Genomic DNA, 18,661 nt, shown 5'->3' with positions numbered 1-18,661 from the left:
CGCCCGGGTCCACTCCGGCGCCGACGATCGCCGTCGCGCTCGGCGCCGTCGTCGAGCGCTCGCCGCGATCAGCACCGGGGGGTGTGGGCGAGGCCGGGGATCGCCCCGAGCACCTGCTGCGACGGTGTGGCGATCGTGCCGGGCCGCATCACGCGACGCAGGTGCGACCAGGCCGCCCGGCCGCGCGACACGGGAGCCTCGGGCCGGCGATCCGCGGTCGGGACGACCCGCGGGCGGGCGGCGTGCCGCACCGTCGAGGTGTCGGTGACCGGCGCGAGCGCCGGGAACGCGACCGTGGGGGCCTCGCCGCGGGCTCGGGGGGTCCGCAACCGGTAGCTGCAGGCCGTGCGCTCCTGCCCGGTGCGGATCGCGGTGCGGCGATGCGAGGACCGCGAGCGGTGGTCGATCGGCGTCGAGGGGGTCGCGCTCCGGTCGGGGGCGGGGGCGACGGGGGCCGGGGAGGTGGTGCGACTCGTTGTCATGCCTCCAGGGTGCGCCCGGTGCGAGCATGACACAAACGACATGTTCTTGTGCTTCCCATGTGAGGCTGTCATGCTGTGGCGATGCCACCCGCGCTCCAGCTCGACGTCGAATCGCTGCGGACGCTGATCGCCACGCTCGACCACGGCGGGATGACCCGGGCGGCGGAGCGCCTCGGGGTGACCCAGTCCGCCGTCAGCTGGAAGATCAAGCGACTGGAGCAGCGCATCGGTCGACCGCTGCTGATCCGCGACGGCCACCAGCTCCGCCCGACGCGCGACGCTCGCGCCCTGCTCGACGAAGCTCGCGAGCTGGTGGCCATCCACGACCGCCTCGCGGCGCGCCTGTCCAGCTCCGAGCTCACCGGGATGGTGCGCCTCGGCTCCAACGAGGAGATCGACCCGGTCAAGATGGCCCGCCTGCTCGGGCGGTTCGCCTGGTCCCACCCCCACGTGCGCGTCGAGTTCGTCATCGACTCGACGGTGCGGCTCACGCGTGCGCTCGCCGACAACACGGTCGACGTCGCGATGATCCAGGTCGTCCCCGCCGACCTGCGCGAGGACGACGTCGTGCTGTGGTCGGATCAGCTCCGGTGGGTGACGTCGTGGGACGATCCGGACCGGTACACGTCCCCGGTCCCGCTGGTCACCTTCGGCGAGCACTGCTTCTACAACTCGATCAGCGAACCCGCCCTCACCGCCGCGGGCATCGAGCACTCGGTCGCGTTCGCGGTCTCGTCGTCGAGCGCGCACCGGGCGGCGATCGTGGCCGGCCTGGGGGTCGGGGTCCTCGGGGAGCGGTACCTCGACGACGAGATCGTGGAGTGGCCTCCCGGACGGGAGCTGCCCGACCTGCCGACGGTCCACCAGCTCGCGCGCACCGTGCCGGGGCAGGCCGACGAGGTGACCGACACCCTCGTCGCCGCGATCCGCGCGGAGCTGCTCGACCCCGCCGTGGCCACCGCGGCCGCCTGAGCCCGAGCCACCCCGACCGAGCAGCGCGACCGGGGCGGCGATCCGCGCGCCCACGAGGCGCGCGAGCACCGACGAGATCTAGGATCCGGGGCGTGCCAGGAGTCGGCGGGCCCGGGAGAAGAGGGCGATGACGTGAGGTCGCCCGAGAGGTGGACGAACTCGTTCGTCGACCCGTTCGAGCGGACCGCGCCGCTGCCGACCGCGTCGGCGGTCGCCCGGCTCGGCGACCTCGCCGGCGAGATCCTCGAGCAGTCCGGGCAGGCCGTGTGCGTCACCGACGCCGAGCTCGACCGTCCCGGACCGCGCATCTCGTGGGTCAACCCCGCCTACCTGGACATCTTCTGCTGCGACATCGACGACGTGATCGGCCGCTCACCACGCTTCGCCCAGGGGCCCCTGACCGACCGCGTGGTCCTCGACCGCATCCGCGAGCACCTCGTCGAGGGCACACCCGTTCGAGCCCAGGTGATCAACTACCGCTTCGATCGCACCGTGTTCCGGCTGCGGTGGAGCATCGACCCGATCCGCCGAGCGGGTCGCGTCACCCACTTCGTGGGACTGCTCGACGACGTGACCACCCAGGACCGGATGCGCCGGCGGCTCACCGCGCTCGACACGATCCTGACGGCGGGTCGCCCGGCGTCGAGCCTGAGCGGGCGCGAGCGCGATCGCGCCGTCGCGCGAGCGCTGGCGGAGTCGATGGCGCCGATGGTCGCCGAGATCGGGGGCGCGCTGGTGCGCGTCGGCGACGACGAGGCGAGCGTCGCCCCGCCCTCGATCGGCGTCACCGACGACCCGATCGTGACGCGCCTCGACATCGGCTCCGTCGGATCGCTGACGGTGACCACCCACCCGGACGCCGGAGCGCTCGTCGATCACCTGGGGATGCAGGAGATGGCCGCGCAGGCGGCGTGGCTCGCCGGGATCAGCCCGCCGCCCGCGACCTGACGCAGCGGATGCTGCGCGTCCCGTGGTCGTCGACGACGCTCACGTCGTCCATGACGGCACGCACGATGAACAAGCCGCGGCCGGTGCAGTCGCAGTCGGACGGCCGGCGCAGCCCGTCGAGGTCGTCGAGGCCGTCGGCTTCGCTCACGTCGAGGATCCACCGGTCGGGGGTCGTCGTGAACACGACGGCGAAGTCCCCGGCGTCGGTGTGGCGCATCACGTTCGTCGCGAGCTCGCTGACCGCGAGCTCGAAGTCCTCGACCTCGCTGGTCGTGCCACCCGACGCCCTCACCGCCCGGCCGACGCGGGTCCGCAGGGCGTTGAGCTCGCTGGGGTCGGCGTCGACCGTCACCCGTTGCACGGAGACGGCCGGATCGGACATGCGTCCACCCTGCCCACCCAGGACCGCCGGGAAACCGCGCGCCGTGGCCGCCGTGCCGTCAGCGAGGGAGGATCTGCACGATGACGGCGGCCGCGTCGTCGGTCCGCCACCCGCGTGCGGCGCGCCGCGCCACGAGGTCGCGCACCCGGTCCACGGGACGCCGAGCGCTCGCCCCGTCCGCCAGCTCGTGCTCGACCTCGGAGGCGAGCTCGGCGATCTCGACGTCGAGGTCGCGGTCGCGCGCCTCGACGACGCCGTCGGTGAACCCCACGAGCACGGTCCCGTCCGACACCTCCGACTCCGACGCGGAGTGCCCTCCGAAGCCGGAGCCGAGCGGCGGACCGACCGCGCCGGCGATCTGCGCGAACCCCGCACCAGGTCGCCCCACGATCGGCCCGGGGTGGCCCGCCGAGCACGTCCGGGCGGTTCCGTCCGAGTCGACGACGAACACCAGCGCCGTCGCCATCACCCCGGGCGACCGGCGACGCAGGTAGGCGTCGGTCGCCGACATCGCCTCGACCGGATCCCCGCTCGCCACCAGGTGCGCGGCGAGCACGTCACGGATCTGGGTCATCTCGATCGCGGCGCTCAGGTCGTGGCCGACCACGTCGCCGATCACGAACGCGCAGCGGTCGACCTCGAGCTGGACCACGTCGAACCAGTCACCGCCGACCGCCTGGAAGTCGCGACCGGGCTCGTAGAGCGTGGCGACGTCGAACCCGCGCACCTCCGAGATCGGCTTCCCGAGCATCATCGTCTGCAGGCGCCGCGCCAGCTCGCCCTCGACCTCGGTGCGCATCGAGCGCTCGAAACCGGGCCCCGCCCGTTGCGTCAACTGGGCGAGCAGCTCGAGCTCGACGCCGTCGAGCTCGTGGGCGTCGGGCCACGCGATCGCGATCGCCGCGGCGGGGCGATCGCCGAGCCCGATGCCGCTGACCACCACACTGCCCATCTCGGCCTCGGCGACGAGCTCGGGCGACAGCCCCCACGCCAGGGATTCCGACACGCTCGACAGCGCGACCAGGGGCTCGACCCCGCGCAGCACGTGGCAGATGGGCACCTCGGACTCCAACGGGATCCGTTGCCAGTCGCGCCGGATCACGGGCGGGACACCGGGGCCGTGGACGAGCATCGCCGTGTCGTCGTCGTCGACGAACGCGATGCTCGCCCAACCGGCGTCGAAGATCTCGGCCGCGCCGTCGACGATCACCTGGGCCACCCCCGAGCGCGACACCTCCGCGCTCGTGCGGGCGGCGAGGCGGTTGACCTCCGAGCGGAGCTCGCGCGCCCTGCGCTCCCGGGCGAGGGCCGAGCGCAGCGCGATGTTCTCCCGCTCGAGCTCGGCTTCGGCATCCGACAGCACCCGTCACCCCGCCGCTTCGGGCGTCGCGGCCGGGTCCGCCTCGATCAGGCCGTGCTCGACGCAGAGCTCGGTCGAGAGCTCCTTGGGACCGACCTCGTCGAACGCGACGACGATGACGTCGGGTCGGCGCGAGGTCACGCACCCCCGCCCGAAGTCGACGTGCGACACGACCGTCCCCACCGGGAACTCGCGATCGGGCACCTCCTCGGTGACGATCTCGCACACGTCGCAGTGGCCGCAGCGCTCCAGGGACTCGCCGAGGCTCGTCAGGATCTGCGACCAGCGGCAGTGGCGTGACGAGCGGTACCGCTCGACCGCGAGGAGCTGGGAGCGGTCGAACTCCTCTCGCTCGGCGCGCAGCCGCTCGACGACCTCCAGCTCGACCGCCCCCGTGACCGCCAGCCGTGGCCGGGTGGCGATCGCCCCCGCCTGCTCCAGGATCGACAGCGCGCGCGCCACCGTCCCGGCTCCGAACGGCATCTGCTCCGCGAGGCGCCGGCGCGAGACCACGCCGCCGCGCATCGCGTCGTAGACGGCAGCGCACTCACCGACCGACGTGGAGCGCACCCCCGATCCGAACGCCCGCCGCGACCGGGCGCGCAGCGAGACGAACACCGCCCCGCGGGCCGGGGCGCCGTCTCGACCCCCCCGGCCGACCTCCTGGTAGTAGGCGAGCAGCGAATCGGGCATGTCGAGGTGGACGACGGTCGTGATGTCGGGGACGTCGATCCCCATCCCGAACGCGGTGGTGGCCACGATCACGCATCGCTGCTGCGAGCGGATCAGGCCGAGCGCCTCGGACTTCGCCGACTTCGGGAGTCCGCCGTGGAACGGTCGCGCGACCTGTCCCGTCGCCTCCAGTCGCTCGGCGATCTCGACGGTGAGCGCGCGCGTCGGGACGTACACGAGCGCCTTGCCCTCGCCCGGGGTGAGGTGCTCGACGATCCGATCGATCGCGTCGTCGGCGCTCGACGAGCCGACGACCGAGAGGTGGATGTTGGTCCGCTCGAGGTCCGAGGTGACGATCTCCGCCTCGGCCATGTCGAGGGAGCGGCAGATGTCGGTGCGCATCCGCGGGTCCGCCGACCCGGTCAGCGCGACGGCGAGCGGGGTCCCGAGCCGGCGACGGACGTCGCCGATCACCGTGTAGTCGGGACGGAACCCGTGACCCCACGTGACGATGCAGTGCGCCTCGTCGACCGCGAGGAGGCGCACGCCGATGCGCGCGAGCGCCTCGACCACCGCCTCGTCGGTCAGGATCTCGGGCGTGGCGAAGAGGTACCGCGCCGCCCCCGACGACAGGCGGTCGACGATCGCGGCTCGCTCGGAGTCCGAGGTCGCGCCGTCGATCGCGACGGCCTCGCCGAGGTCGGCCGAGGCGATCGCGTCCATCTGGTCCTCCTGGAGCGCCAGGAGGGGCGACACCACGACGCAGACCCCGTCCAGGATCTCGGTCGCGACCTGGTAGATCGCCGACTTGCCCCCACCGGTGGGGATCACGGCGAGCACGTCGCGCCCGGCGACGAGGGCCTCGACGGCCGCCCGCTGCGCCGGCCGGAGCTCCTGGATCCCGATCCGGCCGGCCTCCGCGTCCAGGTCGACCGCGCCCGGCGGCGCGACGAGGTCGACCGTGCCGGCCGCCGGCTGGGGACTCGTCGTCGACGGGGCCCGGCTCACGCCTCGCCGCTCCGTCGGAACGAGCGCAGGCGAGCCGGATCGAGCCGGCTCCGCACGGTGCCCTCCGACGAGCGCCGGTCGGAGACGACGACCGCCCCGACGCCCGGGGGCGTCCGCGAGTCGAGCCCGGCCGAGAACGCACGCACGGCGGAGATCGCGGCCGCGACGATCGGCACGGCGAGGAACGCTCCCGCGAGCCCGGCGACGGCACCGCCGGCCGTGAGCGAGACGAGGACCAGCACGGGGTGGATGGACACCTGACGGGCGACGATCAGCGGCTGGAGGACGTTGCCCTCGATCTGCTGGACGACGAGCGTGAGGATCACGACCCACACCGCGGTGGCCGGACCCACGGCGACGAGCGCGACGAGCGCGGCCGCCGCGCCGGCGACGACCGCTCCCACCACCGGGAACAACCCGGCGATCGCGGTGAGGATCATCAGCGGGAGGACGAGGGGGACGCCCAGCACCCACAGCCCGAGCCCGATGAGCAGGCCGTCGGCGATGCCGGTGATGATCACGCTGCGCAGGTAGGCCGACACCGTCGTCGAGACGGCCTGACCGCTGCGGTCGAGGGTCGCGCTCCGCGACTCGTCGACGCGGGTCACGATCGCCTGCCACATCGACGGACCGTCCTTGGTCAGGAAGAACGTCAGCACGATGGTGAGCAGCACGCCGCCGAGGATCTGGAGCACCATCGTCGCCTGCTGGGTGCCGAGCGAGTCGACCCCGCTCGACAGCCACGATCGCAGCGTCTCCTCCGCGTCGGCGATCTGGGCCTCGTCGAGGTCGAACGGCTCCCCCGACAGCCACGACTCGATGCGCTCGCGCACCTGCTCCTGGGTGAGGCTGTCTCCCTCGAGCGTCACCCGGGTCCGATCGACGACGAACCAGCCGGCCCCCGCGACGATCGCGCCGACCCCGACGATCGGGATGGCGGCGGCCAACGACGACGGGGTGCCGAGGTCCTCCAGCCGTCGGGCGAGCGGACGCAGCGTCGCGGCCACCAGGAACGCGACGAGCAGCGGGACGAGCGCGACGCGCACCTGGAGGGCGATCCACAGGATGGCGCCGAGCAGGATCCCGATGACGATCAATCGCATCGCCCACGCGGCGGTGCGATCCAACCACTCCGGGACCAGGAGGGCCGCTCGGTCGTCGACCGCGGCGGTGGCACCCGCGTCGTCGTCGGACCCCTCGCCCGCTACGCCGACGTCGCTCGCTGCGTCCCCGCCGTCGCCGATGTCCACGTCCCCGCCCGTCCGCTGCTCGCTCACCACGTCACCAGATCGGTCACCCTACGACACCAGGGTGCTCAACGACCCCAACTCCCGCTCGCCGTGGTGCTGGCGCAGGTAGAGGTGCAGGTCGTGGGCGCGCTGGGCGGTGTCGACGTCGGAGGTGAACGGGCGCGGCCCGAAGGCCCGCCCGAAGCGATCGAGGACGTCCGTGCAGGTCCGTTCGACCACCTGCCTCAGCGACCGGGCGACGAACTCGGCCTCCGCCGCGTCGTCGTGGGCGTCGTCCATCTGGCTCCCCGCGCCGACCAGCAGCGCGAGCAGCGACCAGCGGGCCGCGACGAGCGCGCCGTGCTGGGCTCGGCGGTGCGGGTCGTCGTCGACGAGGCGCGAAGCCGTGTCGGCGAGAGCGATGGCCGAACCCGCCCAGCACGCGGCCGGCCCGCACGCCCCGTGCCAGAAGCCGGGGCGGGTCAGGTACCAGTCCGGCCCGCCGACCACGTCGTCGGGGCCGACCGGGTGCTCGTCGAGGACGATCGCGGCGGTGGCGGTGTCGCTCAGCGCCGACGTCGCCCACCCCACCGTCTCGCCGACGACGGTGGACGACGGGGTGACGTCGACGTCGAGCAGCAGGCGGGTGCCGTCCGAGTCGACCACGGTGATCAGCGCGCGATCGACGATCCCGACACCCGTGCCGAACGGTTTGCGCCCGCTGACGGTCCACGTCGCACGGTCGAGGACGACCGCCTCGCCGGGCTGCTCCGATGCCCACACGCCGTACGCCACGTCGGGCGGTGCCGTGCGCCCCGCCTCGGTCAGGATCGCCACCGCGTCGGTGTGCGCCTCGGCCAGGCGCGCCACACCGACGGGCTGGTTGCGTGCGATGTCGCACAGCCGCAGCAGGCGCTCGGCGCCCTCCCCGTCGGCCGGCATGGGCAGGTCGAGCGATCCGCGTCGCACGAGATCGGTGAACGACCGCGCCGTCGTCATCTCAGCACTGGGCGGCCCGGGGCGCGACGATCGCAGATCATCACCCTCGGTACCCCGAGGTGACGCTGCGCATTCGAGCGCGACGGGGTCGATCGTCGGCTCAACCGGACGATCCCCCGACGGCGGCGAGCGCGCGCGCCGCGGACTCGATGCGCTGCGGCGCCACCTCGACGAGGGGGTCCGGCCGATCGCGCACCGTGGCCTGCGTGAGCCGCCTCACGTCGAGGTCGGGACCGACCTCGTCCCACGACAGCGGCGTGGAGACCGTCGGGATCGAGCGCGCCCGCGGGCTCCACGCCGCGATGAGGGTGGCGCCGATGCCGACGCGGGTGCAGTCGACGAACAGGCGACCGCCGCGCTCGTCCTTCGCGAACCGCGTCGTGAGCTCGTCGGGGTGCCGCCGCACGCACTCGGCCGCCACACCCTCGACCAGCGCGCGCAGCTCGTCGGTGGCGTAGCGGCGCTCGACCGGCACGAGCACGTGGAGGCCACGACCCCCGCTCGTCTTCACCCCCGAGCGCAGCCCGATCTCGTCGAGTACCTCGCGCACCCACGGAGCCGCGACCACCGCCGTGACCGAGGACTCCGAGGGGTCGAGGTCGATGACCAGGGTGTCGAGCCGGTCCGGCCGGTCCACTCGGAACAGGCACGCGTGGAGCTCGGTGACGTTCTGCCCGGCGCACCACCGCAGCGCCTCGGGCGAGTCGATCAGGGCGTAGTCCACATCTCGGCGCGCCGTGCGGGCGTGGGTCGTCCACCGCCCGACGAACGCCGGGGCGTGGGACGCGAGGTCCTTGCGCATGAAGCCGTCCCGGTCGACCCCGCGGGGGTGGTGGTTGAGCGTCACCGCACGCCCGGCGAGGTGGGGCAGCAGACGATCGCGCACGTCGTGGTAGTAGTCGGCGAGGTCCGCCTTCGTGATCGACCCCTCCGGCCACAGGACCTTGTCGGGGCTGCTCAGCTCCACGTCGTTCGTCGCCATCGCTCCTCCTCCGTCGCGTGCGCGCGTCGCGCACGCCTCGCCCACCGTCTCCGACGCTCGCACGCCGCTCGGTCGGCGCCCACGACCGTGTTCCCCTCTCCCCACGATCCCACTCCCCCCGCCCGACCTCGCGACCGCTGCGACGCATGGATCGGGTGACGTTCGGGTACCCGGATCGCTCACCCACCACATCGAGAGAGGACCCAACATGTTGCGTTTCGATCCCTTCGCCGACCTCGACCGGATGTCCCGGCAGGTGGAGCGCCCCACGCGCTCGTCCGTCCTCGCCATGGACGCGATCCGCGACGACGACGAGGTCGTCATCTACTTCGACGTCCCCGGCGTGAGCCGAGACGACATCGAGGTGAACGTCGAGAAGAACGAGCTGACCGTGCGCGTCGAGCGCCGCTGGGACGACAGCGGCCAGCAGAAGCTCGCCCAGGAGCGGGCGCAGGGGACGTTCACCCGCTCCCTGATGCTCGGTGACGCGCTCGACCTCGACCAGCTCACGGCAGATCTCGACGAGGGCGTGCTGACCGTGAAGGTCCCCGTCTCGGAGACCTCCAAGCAGCGCACGATCCAGGTCGGCGGCGGGTCGTCGAGCAGCGAGGCGATCGACGCGACCTCGAGCGACTGAGTCGGTCGGCACGGGCGGTACCGATCACGACCCGCCCGGGGACGGCTCCACCCGGTACCGCCGATCGCCGGCGGATCCGCCGCCGGCGTCGACGGCGGTGAGATCGCGATGACCGTCGAGAGCCTCGCGCACCGACGACGAGGTCGACGGTCCTCGAGCCGCCACGCGGACGACCTCGCCGTGCGCGACCTCGCCGGCGGACTCCCCGGCCGCGCCGCGGGCCCGCCCGAGAGCGAGGGCCGTCGCCACCGCCCGCTCGACGATCGCCTCGTCGTCAGGCGGCTCCCACCAGGCGCGACCGCGCTCGCCGAGAGCGACCTTCGCGTCCTGGACGCGCCGACGCGCGCTCGCGACCGCGTCCTCGTCGCTCGACCGTGAGCCGGCTCCGACGGCGCGCCGGGCCGCCATCAGCTCGCGCACCAGCTCCGCGCGGACGTCGTCGTCGATCGCCGGATCGCTCGCCCTCCACCTCCGACCGTCGACCACGATGTGGCGACCGTCCTCGGTCCGCTCGACCTCCCGACTCACCGCGCCCGGCCCCCGGCCCGAGCGACGGGCGGGCGAGCGGTCACCCGGCCACACCGCTCCAGGCGCCCGGCGCGACGAGGGACCGGACGCGGGACCGCTCGTACAGCGCCTCGTACGCGTCCACCATCACGTCGATCGACAGGGTGGCGACCGCGTGCTCGCGGCACCGCCGGCGGTCGGCCGCGGCCGCCACCTCGATCGCGGCGGCGAGCGCCGCCGCGTCGTCACCCTCCGCGATCGCGCCGACGTCGGAGGTGATGACGTCGGGCAGGACACCGCGGGCGAAGGCGGCGACCGGGGTCCCGCAGGCCAGCATCTCCGCGGCGACGAGGCCGAACGGCTCCTCCCAGCAGGGGGCGACGACCCCGACGGCTGCGGTCGCGTACAGCTCGACCAGCTCGTGCGAACCCAGGTGGCCGAGGTAGCGGACGTCGGGGCCCAGCCGCGGCCGCACCTCGCGCTCGAAGTACACCGGTTCCTGGATCGGACCGGCGAGGTCGATCGAGCGGCCCGCGAGGCGGGCGGCGTCGATCGCGACGTGCGGGGCCTTCTCCGAGACGATGCGCCCAGCCCACGCGCATCCCTCGCCGGCGGCGTGGTCCCCCGGGGACCACACCTCGACCTCCACCCCGTTCCACACCGGTCGCGAGCGAACGGGTCGCCATCGCCGCGCGAGCGGGGCGGAGACCGCGACGACCTCGTGGGAGTCGCGCGGGTCGACCTGGCGCGCACGGTGGGCGGCGTCCACCTCCGCGATCGGGGGGCAGTGGAGCACGTGCAGGACGCCGAGCGGCCCGTAGTCGTGCGACGCCGGGAGCTCGTGCAGCGTGTTGTTGTGCACCGCGTCGAAGCGCCCGGGCATCGTGACCTGTTCGAGCACGCGCCGGTGCCCGACGTCGAGCTGAGCGACGGCGCTCACCGGCATCGAGGTGTCCGATCGCTCGGAGGCGTCGATCTCGAGGGATCGCTCGATGATCGGGGTGACCGGGAAGTCCGGGGGAGGCGCGGAATCGCCGGGGCCGGCGAAGAGGGTCACCTCGTGGCCGCGCCGGCGCAGCGCCCGTGCGAGCGTGAGCGTGTGCGCCTCGAGCCCACCGGCGAACGGCTCGCCGACGGCGAAGCGGGCGGGGCCGAGCACGGCGATCCGCCGCGGTCGCCGCGCAGCGGCTGCGAGCGGTCGAGCGATCTGGAGGGGGCGAGCACGCACGGCAGGGTGAGTACCCGGGGCGCGCAGATCGCATTCGTGCCCCCCGAGACCCGTGGTACCGTCACGTGGCGGGCGGAGCGCGAGCTCGACTGGTCGCATCGTCGACGGATCCGCGACGAATGCGACGGGTTCGCCTCGGGTACCACCGGAGGGACGCACCATGAGATCCACCGCACCGCACATCGTCATCGTGGGCAGGTCCGGGGTGGGCAAGTCGACCGTCGGGTTCGAGTTGTCACGCCGGCTGCACCGTCCGTTCTTCGACGCCGACAACCACCCCGACCGAGCCCCCGAGCACGCCGGCGAGGCGACCGACGACGAGATCGTCGCGTGCCGGGACTGGATCCAGGTCATCTGCTCCACGTCGATGCCCGCGGTCATCGCGGCTCCGTGGGTCGGCGTCGACCAGGTCCTGCGCTCGCGGGACGAGCAGCGGTGGGGGGAGCCGCACTGGATCGTGCTGCTCGAGGCCGACGATGACGTGCTTCGAGGGCGCATCGGCGAGCGAGGCGCGCCGGCGAGCCCGGCGGCCGACGCCGATGCCGACGACCGCCTGGCCGCTCTCCGAGCAGCGGCGGCCGTGGAGGTCGACACCGGCAGCCACTCGACCTCGGAGGTCGTCGACCGTGTCGCGCAGGCCTGGTCGCGACGCTCGGAGAACCTCCCGGCGCGCTGAGCCCGCGGTCCGTGGTCGGCCGCCGCGAGCGCCTGCGCGATCGGGCGTCGAGCGCACCTCGTCCACGACGTGCGGAGCACCGCGTCACGACGTGCGCAGCGCCACGTCACGACGTGCGCAGCACCGCGTGACCTCGAGCGTGCATGACCCCGGCCGCCGTCGGGTACCGCTCCGTCGGACGTCGGCACCGTGCCGGTCGTCGACGAGAGAGGATCGTGGAACCCATGTGGATCGTCATCACCGCCGTCGGGGTCGTCGCCCTGATCGTGGTCCTCGTCGTGCGGAGCTCCGCACCCGGACGGTCGGCACCGGACCCCGACGACCAACCCGAGGTCACCGACCCCACCCACCACGACCTGCCCGAACCGGGTGAGCACCGCTCGGCGCACCGTCCCGACGGGTCCCCCGTGCCGGGGTCCGAGGAGGATCGCAACCGACATGGCCAGGCGTGACACCGCGATGACGTCGCCGGAACGATCCGATCGGTCCCGATGAGCGACTCGACCACGATCACCGAGCGCTTCCGCGACGCCCTGCGCTCGCTCGAGGAGTCCTCGTCGACCGACGACCTCGTCGATCTCTACGCGTCGGGGTGCTCGGTCGGCAACGTCGTGGACGGCGAGGCGTTCTCCGGGCACGACGGCGTGCGCGAGTTCTGGACGATCTACCGCGAGCAGTTCGACGAGGTGAGCTCGGAGTTCGCCGTGATCGCCGGAGACGACTCCGGCGGGGTCCTCGAGTGGACGACCACCGGCACCTCGAACGGCCACGAGGTGTCGTACCGGGGCGCCACCGTGCTGGAGGTCGCCGACGGCGAGATCACCCGATCGATGGCGTACTACGACCCGGCCGACCTGGGCCGCCAGGTCGTCGAGAGCTGAGCGTCGGCGGGCTCCGGCGACCGGGCCGCCCGGCCGTCGCCGCGCCTCGGTACCGTCGGTGAACATGCCACCGGACCCGCGCGACCTCGTGCGACGCCTCAACCGAGCAGGAGACTCGGTGGGTGAGTTCCTGCGCGACTCCGAGCGACGGATCAACGACCGGGCCGCCGAGCTCGGCGGCGCACGGCGCAGCACCGCCCGGACCCCGGACGAGATCCAGGCCGACCTCGACCGCCTCGTGGGCCTCGACTCGGTGAAGGAGCAGGTGACGACCCTCGTGGCGCTGCTCTCCGTGCAGCGCGAGCGCCGCGAGCACGGGTTGTCCGACCTGCCCACCAGCCACCACCTCGTGTTCACCGGGAACCCCGGGACCGGCAAGACGACCGTCGCTCGGCTGATCGCCGAGATGTACGGGGCGCTCGGCCTGCTCGAGCGCGGGCACCTGATCGAGGTCGACCGCGCCCGCCTGGTCGGCCAGTACGTCGGCCACACGGCGTTCAAGACCAACCGGGCGATCCGGCGCGCCCTCGACGGGGTGCTCTTCATCGACGAGGCCTACGCCCTGACGCCGCCGGGGCCGCGCAGCCTCGACTTCGGCGCCGAGGCCGTGGAGACGCTGATCAAGCGGATGGAGGACCACCGCGATCGCCTCGTCGTCATCGTCGCCGGCTACCCCGAGCTGATGGAGGAGTTCCTCGACTCCAACCCGGGGCTGCGATCCCGCTTCTCGAGGGAGATCGACTTCGACGACTACACCGACGCCGAGCTCGTCGCGATCATCCGCAGCCTCGCCGAGGAGGCGGAGTACGCCATCGCGCCCGATGCCGACGTCGCGCTCGCGGAGATCTTCGCCGTGGCGCGCGACGATCCCGGGTTCGGCAACGCCCGCTTCGCCCGCACGCTGTTCGAGCAGGCGGTCAACCGCCAGGCGCTGCGGTTGCAGCGCGCCGGGGTGCGCGGCATCGGCCGAGACGAGCTGACGACGCTGACCACCGACGACATCGACGAGGCGGCCGAGCTGCTGTGAACCGGCGGACGGTCGCCGTGCGGCACCGGGGCGGCGGTCGTTCGAGTCCCGACGCGACGGCCCGCCCCCGATCTACGCTCGGTCGGTGATGGTCGTGCGCGGAGCCGAGGACGTCGACGCGAGCCAGGAGATCACCGACTCGGCCGAATCGATCTGGACGAGCGTCGTGGAGGCGCTCCCCCGCATCGGGATCGCCGTCGTCGTCACCGTCGTCGGCTACGTCGTGGCGCGACTGCTGCGCTACGTGCTCGCCAAGGTGTTCGCCCGCTCGCAGACCCCGAGCTTCACGCGGGTGATGAGCAAGCTGTCGGGATACATCGCCATGGCGCTGTTCGTCCTCGCCGGGGTCACGATCGCCTTCCCGTCGGTCCAGCCCGTCGACCTGCTCGCCGGGCTCGGCTTCTTCTCGATCGCGGTCGGCTTCGCCTTCCAGGACATCCTGGAGAACACCCTCTCCGGGGTGCTGCTGCTCTTCCGCCAACCCTTCGCGTCGGGGGACCAGATCGAGGTGGACGGCCAGCGCGGGACGGTGCAGGCGATCACCATCCGCGAGACGCGGCTGAAGACGTTCGACGGCGAGCTCGTCGTCATCCCGAACCGCGACGTCTACAAGAACGTCATCCAGGTGAACACCCACTACGACGACCGGCGCGTCAGCTTCACGGTGGGCATCGCCTACGAGAACGACGCGCGCGAGGCGTGCGCCGTGATCGTCTCGGCGCTCGATCGGGTGACCGGGGTCTCGGGTCGACCCGGACCCGAGGCGCTGGTGCGCGAGCTCGGGGTGTCGACCGTCGACATCGTCGCCGCCTTCTGGTGCGGCCCGCGCCAGCACGACGTGCTGATCCTGCGCGACGAGGCGATCAAGAAGGTCAAGGAGGCGCTCGAGGCGGCCGAGATCGAGATGCCGGCCGACATCATCGCCCTGCAGGCCACGCCGAGCCTCAAGGCCGCGCTGCAGAACGAGGCCGACGTGACCCCCGGCGGCTCGATCCGCTCGTGAGCCGACGGTTCGAGGAGCTGGACCGCCAGCCCACCGCGATCGGCGAGATCAGCCTCCGCCGACGGCTCGAGCCCACGACGCTCGTCGACGTGTTCGAGATCAAGATCGGCGAGGACGGGCTGATGTCGAGCCTGATCACCGACGGAGAGGAGGCGGTCGCCACCGTCGGGCTCGCCGCGACGGCCAACGATCCGCTCGACGTCGTCGTCGGTGGGCTCGGGCTGGGGTTCACTGCCGACGCCGCGCTCCGGGACCCGCGGGTCCGATCGGTGCGCATCGTCGAGGCGCTCGCGCCGGTGATCGATTGGCACCGGCGGCACCTCGTCCCGCTGGGCGCCGACGTCGCGGACGACCCGCGCTGCGAGATCGTCCACGCCGACTTCTTCGCCCTGGCGGCCGGCGGGCTCGACCGGTCGCCCGGTGGCGACGGTGCCGGGGACCGGCGCGTCGACGCCGTGCTCCTCGACATCGACCACTCGCCCCGCCACGTCCTCGACCCGGCGAGCGCGCCCTTCTACCGCCCCGGCGGCACCAGCGCCCTCGCCGCGGCCATCCGATCGGGCGGGGTGTTCTCCCTGTGGTCGAACGACCCTCCCGACGACGACTACCTCGCGGTCCTCCGCGGAGCCTTCGACCGGGCGGACGCCGAGGTGGTGACGTTCGCGAACCCGCTCACCGGCATCGACACGTCCAGCACGATCTACGTCGCGACCGTCGCTTGAGCGCAGCTCGTGCGATGCCGCGGATCGGCCTCAGGGTGACGACGGGGGGAGTTCGAGCCCGAGCGTGACGACCGCATCGGCGAGCTGGCGAAGCGGGGTGTTCGTGCGTCGCGAGTGGGTGCGCAGGAGGTCGAACGCCTGCCCGACGGGGACGCCGTGGCTGTGCGCGATGATGCCCTTGGCCTGCTCGATCACGACACGGGAATCGAGGGCGTGCTGGAGCTGACCGGAGAGCCGTCGCTGCTGCTCGAGCTCTCCGGCGCGCACGATGTAGGTCGCCGCGATGTCGGCGAGCACCCGGGCCACGCGCAGCTCCTCGACGTTCCAGTCGCGCACTTGGTCGTCGTAGACGTTGAGCGAACCGATCCGGGTCGCGCCCGTCCACAACGGCACGCCCACGACGGACTCGAAGCCGGATTCCCGAGCCGCACGGCGGTAGTCCTCGGAGTCGAGATCGGCGATGTTCCGCACGGCGACCACCTCGCCGGTGGCGAACGCTTCCACGCACGGCCCGGCCTGGTTCTGCTCCTGCGTCCGCTCGACCGCGATCACCGTCTCGCTGGTCGCGGTCACGAACAGGAGCTGGCCCTGCTCGTTCGCGACCGACACCCCGGCGCCGCGGGCATCGAGGATCTCGACGGTGCGATCACCGAGTTCGTAGAGGACGTCGTCGACCTCGTACGTGCCCGCCATCGTGGTGGCGAAGCGCTCGAGGACCCCGACGAGCTGGGACGGTCCGGCCATCGTGGGCCCCCTGGATGTAGGTGTGCGCGGATACGGCGAATGCCGAGGTACCACGCACCTCCACCGCGTGCGGGGGAGCGGAGCGCCACGAGTTGTCCAGGGTCTGGGGACGACAGAGCCCGGCATCAGCCGAGGACTCATCCGAGTGGGAGCGTACACGAGGATCCCCCGAACGCGCCGTGACGGCGGCGGCGGCGCGACCGCCGGTCCCGTCCCGATCAGGCGAGCGGGATCGTCGCGTGCTCGAGCGGCGTCGAGAGCGACGACACGACGGTCCGCGCCCAGTCCCGCGCGGTCCACCCACGCACGGTGCGCGCTCGACGAGCGGCCAGGCGACGACGGTCGGGTTCGGTGGCGCGCAGGGCCGTGGCGACGCCGTCCGCGATCGACGCGGGGTCGAGACCGTCGACGAGGACGGCGTCGCCGCCGAGCTCCACGGCGACCGACGTGCGTTCGCAGAGCACCAGCGCTCCCGCTGTCGCTTCGGCGAGGATGGCGAACTCCTTGGCGACCCGCTCGTCGCCGTGTCGTCGCGGGGTGACGATCGCGACCTCGGCGGACGCCAGCAGCGCCAAGGCCTCGTCTCGCCCGACGGGATCGAGGCGCACCTCGACCGGCACCGATCCGTCCGTCCGCTGACGGCCCGAGTTCAGGGCGAACATCCGCCGTTCGATCTCCACGGTCTCCGTCGGGGGACGGGTGGACCCGCCGGTGGCCGTCGTCAGCTCCACGATGTCGACCCGAGCCGGGTCGATGCCGGACCGGTCGAGGGCGATCTCGTAGGCCCGCAGTCGTTCCAGGATCCCGCTGGAGCGGTCGGAGCGGTCGAGAGCGACCACGAGGCGGCGATGTCCCGATCCGAGGTGTCGATCACGACCCGGACGCCCCGGCACGGACGGGGACGGGACGAGGCGGGTCGGGTCGATCGAGGTCGGTGCCACCACGGTCGCGGGCGGCTCGGTGCCGCCGTACCGGGCCACGAACGAGCGGATCCGGTCGGCGTCGCCCGCGGTGGGGACCGCCACGACCGCGCACGCGCCGAGGCCGGCGGCGACGAGCGGCGCGATCGGTGACGGCGTCGACCAGCCGACGTCGAGCGTCCCGTCCAGCGACAACCCGACGCGGATCCCGGGGCGGAGACCGGCGAGGATCGACGGCACCGCGAGCAGCGCGTCGCCGTGGACCCACACCGCGTCGTGGGGCGCGCACGACCTCGCGGCCCGGTGCGCCAGAAGCCGTGCGAACTCGACGGCGGCGCGCGACTCCAGCGACGGCGACGACCTGTCGGCGGGCCACGCCGGTCCACGTCGGCTCCCGGCGACGGCGAGCGCGACCGGCTCGGGGATCTCGACCGGCACCAACGGCGCGAGTCGCGAGCCGAGGGGCGCGGTCCGCAGCAGGCGATCTCCGGGCCCCCTCGCCGGGGCGATCCATCCCCCGATGCGCTGCTCCGTCAGCGAGCGCACCCCGTCGACGAGTCCGTCGGCGACGAAGCGCCACCCGTCCGCTGAGCTCCGCTCGATCGGCATCGTCGCCGCCACGACGTGCAGCGACGGCGTCACGCTCTGCCCCGGCGGGAGGCGTCGCGGCCCGGCGCGGAGCCGGCGCAGGCGGTCGTGGCGCCCACGATGGCGCCCCCGCCCGGCACCTCGTCGCCGCGTGCACCACCGACCCGCACCGGTGACAGCTCGCCACGACGAGCGGGCCACGACCCGTCGAGGTGCAGCACCCGCGACACCCGATCGACGATGTCGCTCGTCGCGGCGACGACCAGCACCCCGCCACGCTCGGCCATCCGGTCGGCCAGACGCTCCACGAACCGCACACCCGCCGCGGTGAACACGGTCACCTGACCCAGATCGACCTCCACGAGGTCGCACCCGTCCACGAGGTCGAGGCACGATGCCCTGACCACGGCCACCGACCAGGCATCGATCTCACCGTCGAAACCGAGCGAACCCCGACTCGCCCGGCCGTCGGGCGTCGCGCGCCGCAGCCTCGTCACACGCAGCTCACACGTGCCGGACGGTCTCGCGCCCTGCCTCCCCGACGTCGACCCGTCGATCGGATCGCAACGCTCCCTCACCTGACACCTCCGCGACGAAGGCCGCCGAGAGCAGGGGCAGCTGATGAGTCGCCGGAGGTCAGGAGCGACGGATCGCAGCGTACACGCGCAGCGGTCGGGCGACGTGCGCGGACCGC

The 18,661-nt window shown here is 73.1% G+C and carries 21 protein-coding genes; 9 read left to right on the top strand and 12 right to left on the bottom strand.

Annotated elements, in window-relative coordinates:
• Nucleotides 1–68: 68 nt before the first annotated feature.
• Nucleotides 69–482: a hypothetical protein gene (locus ACOOHC_RS01145; RefSeq protein ID WP_420452174.1), complete on the bottom strand. Its 414-nt coding sequence runs from the start codon at nt 480–482 to the stop codon at nt 69–71.
• Between the two features lie 81 nt (nt 483–563).
• Between ACOOHC_RS01145 and ACOOHC_RS01140 the strand changes: the two genes are divergently transcribed.
• A complete protein-coding gene (locus ACOOHC_RS01140; protein WP_420452173.1) occupies nt 564–1,454 on the top strand; it encodes a LysR family transcriptional regulator in 891 nt (296 codons plus the stop codon).
• A gap of 132 nt (nt 1,455–1,586) precedes the next feature.
• Nucleotides 1,587–2,402, top strand: a complete 816-nt coding sequence (locus ACOOHC_RS01135) for a PAS domain-containing protein (RefSeq protein ID WP_420452172.1) — start codon at nt 1,587–1,589, stop codon at nt 2,400–2,402.
• Here the strand turns inward: ACOOHC_RS01135 and ACOOHC_RS01130 are convergent.
• The 6 genes from ACOOHC_RS01130 to ligD form a co-directional block, all read right to left on the bottom strand.
• The gene (locus tag ACOOHC_RS01130) at nt 2,380–2,784 is read right to left on the bottom strand and encodes an ATP-binding protein (RefSeq protein ID WP_420452171.1); all 405 of its coding nucleotides are present in this window, start codon (nt 2,782–2,784) and stop codon (nt 2,380–2,382) included. The genes ACOOHC_RS01135 and ACOOHC_RS01130 overlap by 23 nt on opposite strands.
• A gap of 58 nt (nt 2,785–2,842) precedes the next feature.
• The gene (locus ACOOHC_RS01125) at nt 2,843–4,147 is read right to left on the bottom strand and encodes a PP2C family protein-serine/threonine phosphatase (protein ID WP_420452170.1); all 1,305 of its coding nucleotides are present in this window, start codon (nt 4,145–4,147) and stop codon (nt 2,843–2,845) included.
• A 3-nt stretch (nt 4,148–4,150) separates the two neighbouring features.
• Nucleotides 4,151–5,824 carry a RecQ family ATP-dependent DNA helicase gene (locus ACOOHC_RS01120; RefSeq protein ID WP_420452169.1) on the bottom strand — a complete coding sequence of 558 codons (1,674 nt, stop codon included), beginning with the start codon at nt 5,822–5,824 and terminating at the stop codon, nt 4,151–4,153.
• Complete coding sequence (locus tag ACOOHC_RS01115) at nt 5,821–7,101, bottom strand: AI-2E family transporter (RefSeq protein WP_420452168.1); 1,281 nt, start codon at nt 7,099–7,101, stop codon at nt 5,821–5,823. The genes ACOOHC_RS01120 and ACOOHC_RS01115 overlap by 4 nt, the downstream gene beginning before the upstream one ends.
• A 21-nt stretch (nt 7,102–7,122) precedes the next feature.
• Nucleotides 7,123–8,052: a hypothetical protein gene (locus ACOOHC_RS01110; RefSeq protein WP_420452167.1), complete on the bottom strand. Its 930-nt coding sequence runs from the start codon at nt 8,050–8,052 to the stop codon at nt 7,123–7,125.
• Between the two features lie 100 nt (nt 8,053–8,152).
• Complete coding sequence (ligD, locus tag ACOOHC_RS01105; RefSeq protein WP_420452166.1) at nt 8,153–9,034, bottom strand: non-homologous end-joining DNA ligase; 882 nt, start codon at nt 9,032–9,034, stop codon at nt 8,153–8,155.
• 208 nt (nt 9,035–9,242) lie between these two features.
• Between ligD and ACOOHC_RS01100 the strand changes: the two genes are divergently transcribed.
• The gene (locus tag ACOOHC_RS01100; protein ID WP_420452165.1) at nt 9,243–9,671 is read left to right on the top strand and encodes an Hsp20/alpha crystallin family protein; all 429 of its coding nucleotides are present in this window, start codon (nt 9,243–9,245) and stop codon (nt 9,669–9,671) included.
• A gap of 24 nt (nt 9,672–9,695) precedes the next feature.
• Here the strand turns inward: ACOOHC_RS01100 and ACOOHC_RS01095 are convergent, their stop codons facing one another.
• Both ACOOHC_RS01095 and ACOOHC_RS01090 read right to left on the bottom strand, forming a co-directional pair.
• Complete coding sequence (locus ACOOHC_RS01095; RefSeq protein WP_420452164.1) at nt 9,696–10,199, bottom strand: DUF3253 domain-containing protein; 504 nt, start codon at nt 10,197–10,199, stop codon at nt 9,696–9,698.
• A gap of 40 nt (nt 10,200–10,239) precedes the next feature.
• Nucleotides 10,240–11,406 (bottom strand): glycosyltransferase, encoded by a 1,167-nt coding sequence (locus tag ACOOHC_RS01090; protein WP_420452163.1) that lies wholly within the window; start codon nt 11,404–11,406, stop codon nt 10,240–10,242.
• A gap of 160 nt (nt 11,407–11,566) precedes the next feature.
• On the opposite strand from ACOOHC_RS01090, the gene ACOOHC_RS01085 reads away from it, so the two are divergent.
• The 6 genes from ACOOHC_RS01085 (at nt 11,567) to ACOOHC_RS01060 (ending at nt 15,715) form a co-directional block, all read left to right on the top strand.
• On the top strand, nt 11,567–12,082 hold the full coding sequence (locus ACOOHC_RS01085; protein ID WP_420452162.1) for a shikimate kinase: 516 nt from the start codon (nt 11,567–11,569) through the stop codon (nt 12,080–12,082).
• A gap of 215 nt (nt 12,083–12,297) precedes the next feature.
• Complete coding sequence (locus tag ACOOHC_RS01080; protein WP_420452161.1) at nt 12,298–12,534, top strand: hypothetical protein; 237 nt, start codon at nt 12,298–12,300, stop codon at nt 12,532–12,534.
• A 39-nt stretch (nt 12,535–12,573) separates the two neighbouring features.
• Nucleotides 12,574–12,963 (top strand): nuclear transport factor 2 family protein, encoded by a 390-nt coding sequence (locus ACOOHC_RS01075; protein WP_420452160.1) that lies wholly within the window; start codon nt 12,574–12,576, stop codon nt 12,961–12,963.
• Between the two features lie 64 nt (nt 12,964–13,027).
• Nucleotides 13,028–13,990: an AAA family ATPase gene (locus ACOOHC_RS01070; protein ID WP_420452159.1), complete on the top strand. Its 963-nt coding sequence runs from the start codon at nt 13,028–13,030 to the stop codon at nt 13,988–13,990.
• Between the two features lie 88 nt (nt 13,991–14,078).
• Nucleotides 14,079–14,993 carry a mechanosensitive ion channel family protein gene (locus ACOOHC_RS01065; protein ID WP_420453841.1) on the top strand — a complete coding sequence of 305 codons (915 nt, stop codon included), beginning with the start codon at nt 14,079–14,081 and terminating at the stop codon, nt 14,991–14,993.
• Nucleotides 14,990–15,715: a spermidine synthase gene (locus tag ACOOHC_RS01060; RefSeq protein WP_420452158.1), complete on the top strand. Its 726-nt coding sequence runs from the start codon at nt 14,990–14,992 to the stop codon at nt 15,713–15,715. Before ACOOHC_RS01065 ends, ACOOHC_RS01060 begins: the two co-directional genes overlap by 4 nt.
• A 30-nt stretch (nt 15,716–15,745) precedes the next feature.
• Here ACOOHC_RS01060 and ACOOHC_RS01055 read toward each other — a convergent pair whose 3' ends face one another.
• The 3 genes from ACOOHC_RS01055 to ACOOHC_RS01045 all read right to left on the bottom strand — a co-directional run bounded on the left by ACOOHC_RS01055 (nt 15,746) and on the right by ACOOHC_RS01045 (nt 18,464).
• Nucleotides 15,746–16,459 (bottom strand): GAF and ANTAR domain-containing protein, encoded by a 714-nt coding sequence (locus tag ACOOHC_RS01055; RefSeq protein ID WP_420452157.1) that lies wholly within the window; start codon nt 16,457–16,459, stop codon nt 15,746–15,748.
• A 218-nt stretch (nt 16,460–16,677) separates the two neighbouring features.
• Nucleotides 16,678–18,021 carry a trehalose-6-phosphate synthase gene (locus ACOOHC_RS01050; RefSeq protein ID WP_420452156.1) on the bottom strand — a complete coding sequence of 448 codons (1,344 nt, stop codon included), beginning with the start codon at nt 18,019–18,021 and terminating at the stop codon, nt 16,678–16,680.
• A complete protein-coding gene (locus ACOOHC_RS01045; RefSeq protein WP_420452155.1) occupies nt 18,018–18,464 on the bottom strand; it encodes an STAS domain-containing protein in 447 nt (148 codons plus the stop codon). Before ACOOHC_RS01045 ends, ACOOHC_RS01050 begins: the two co-directional genes overlap by 4 nt.
• Between the last annotated feature and the right edge of the window lie 197 nt (nt 18,465–18,661).

This window comes from Ilumatobacter sp., from assembly GCF_965215205.1.
Taxonomy (GTDB): Bacteria; Actinomycetota; Acidimicrobiia; order Acidimicrobiales; family Ilumatobacteraceae; genus Ilumatobacter_A.
This window is presented reverse-complemented; position numbering and strand designations above follow the sequence as displayed.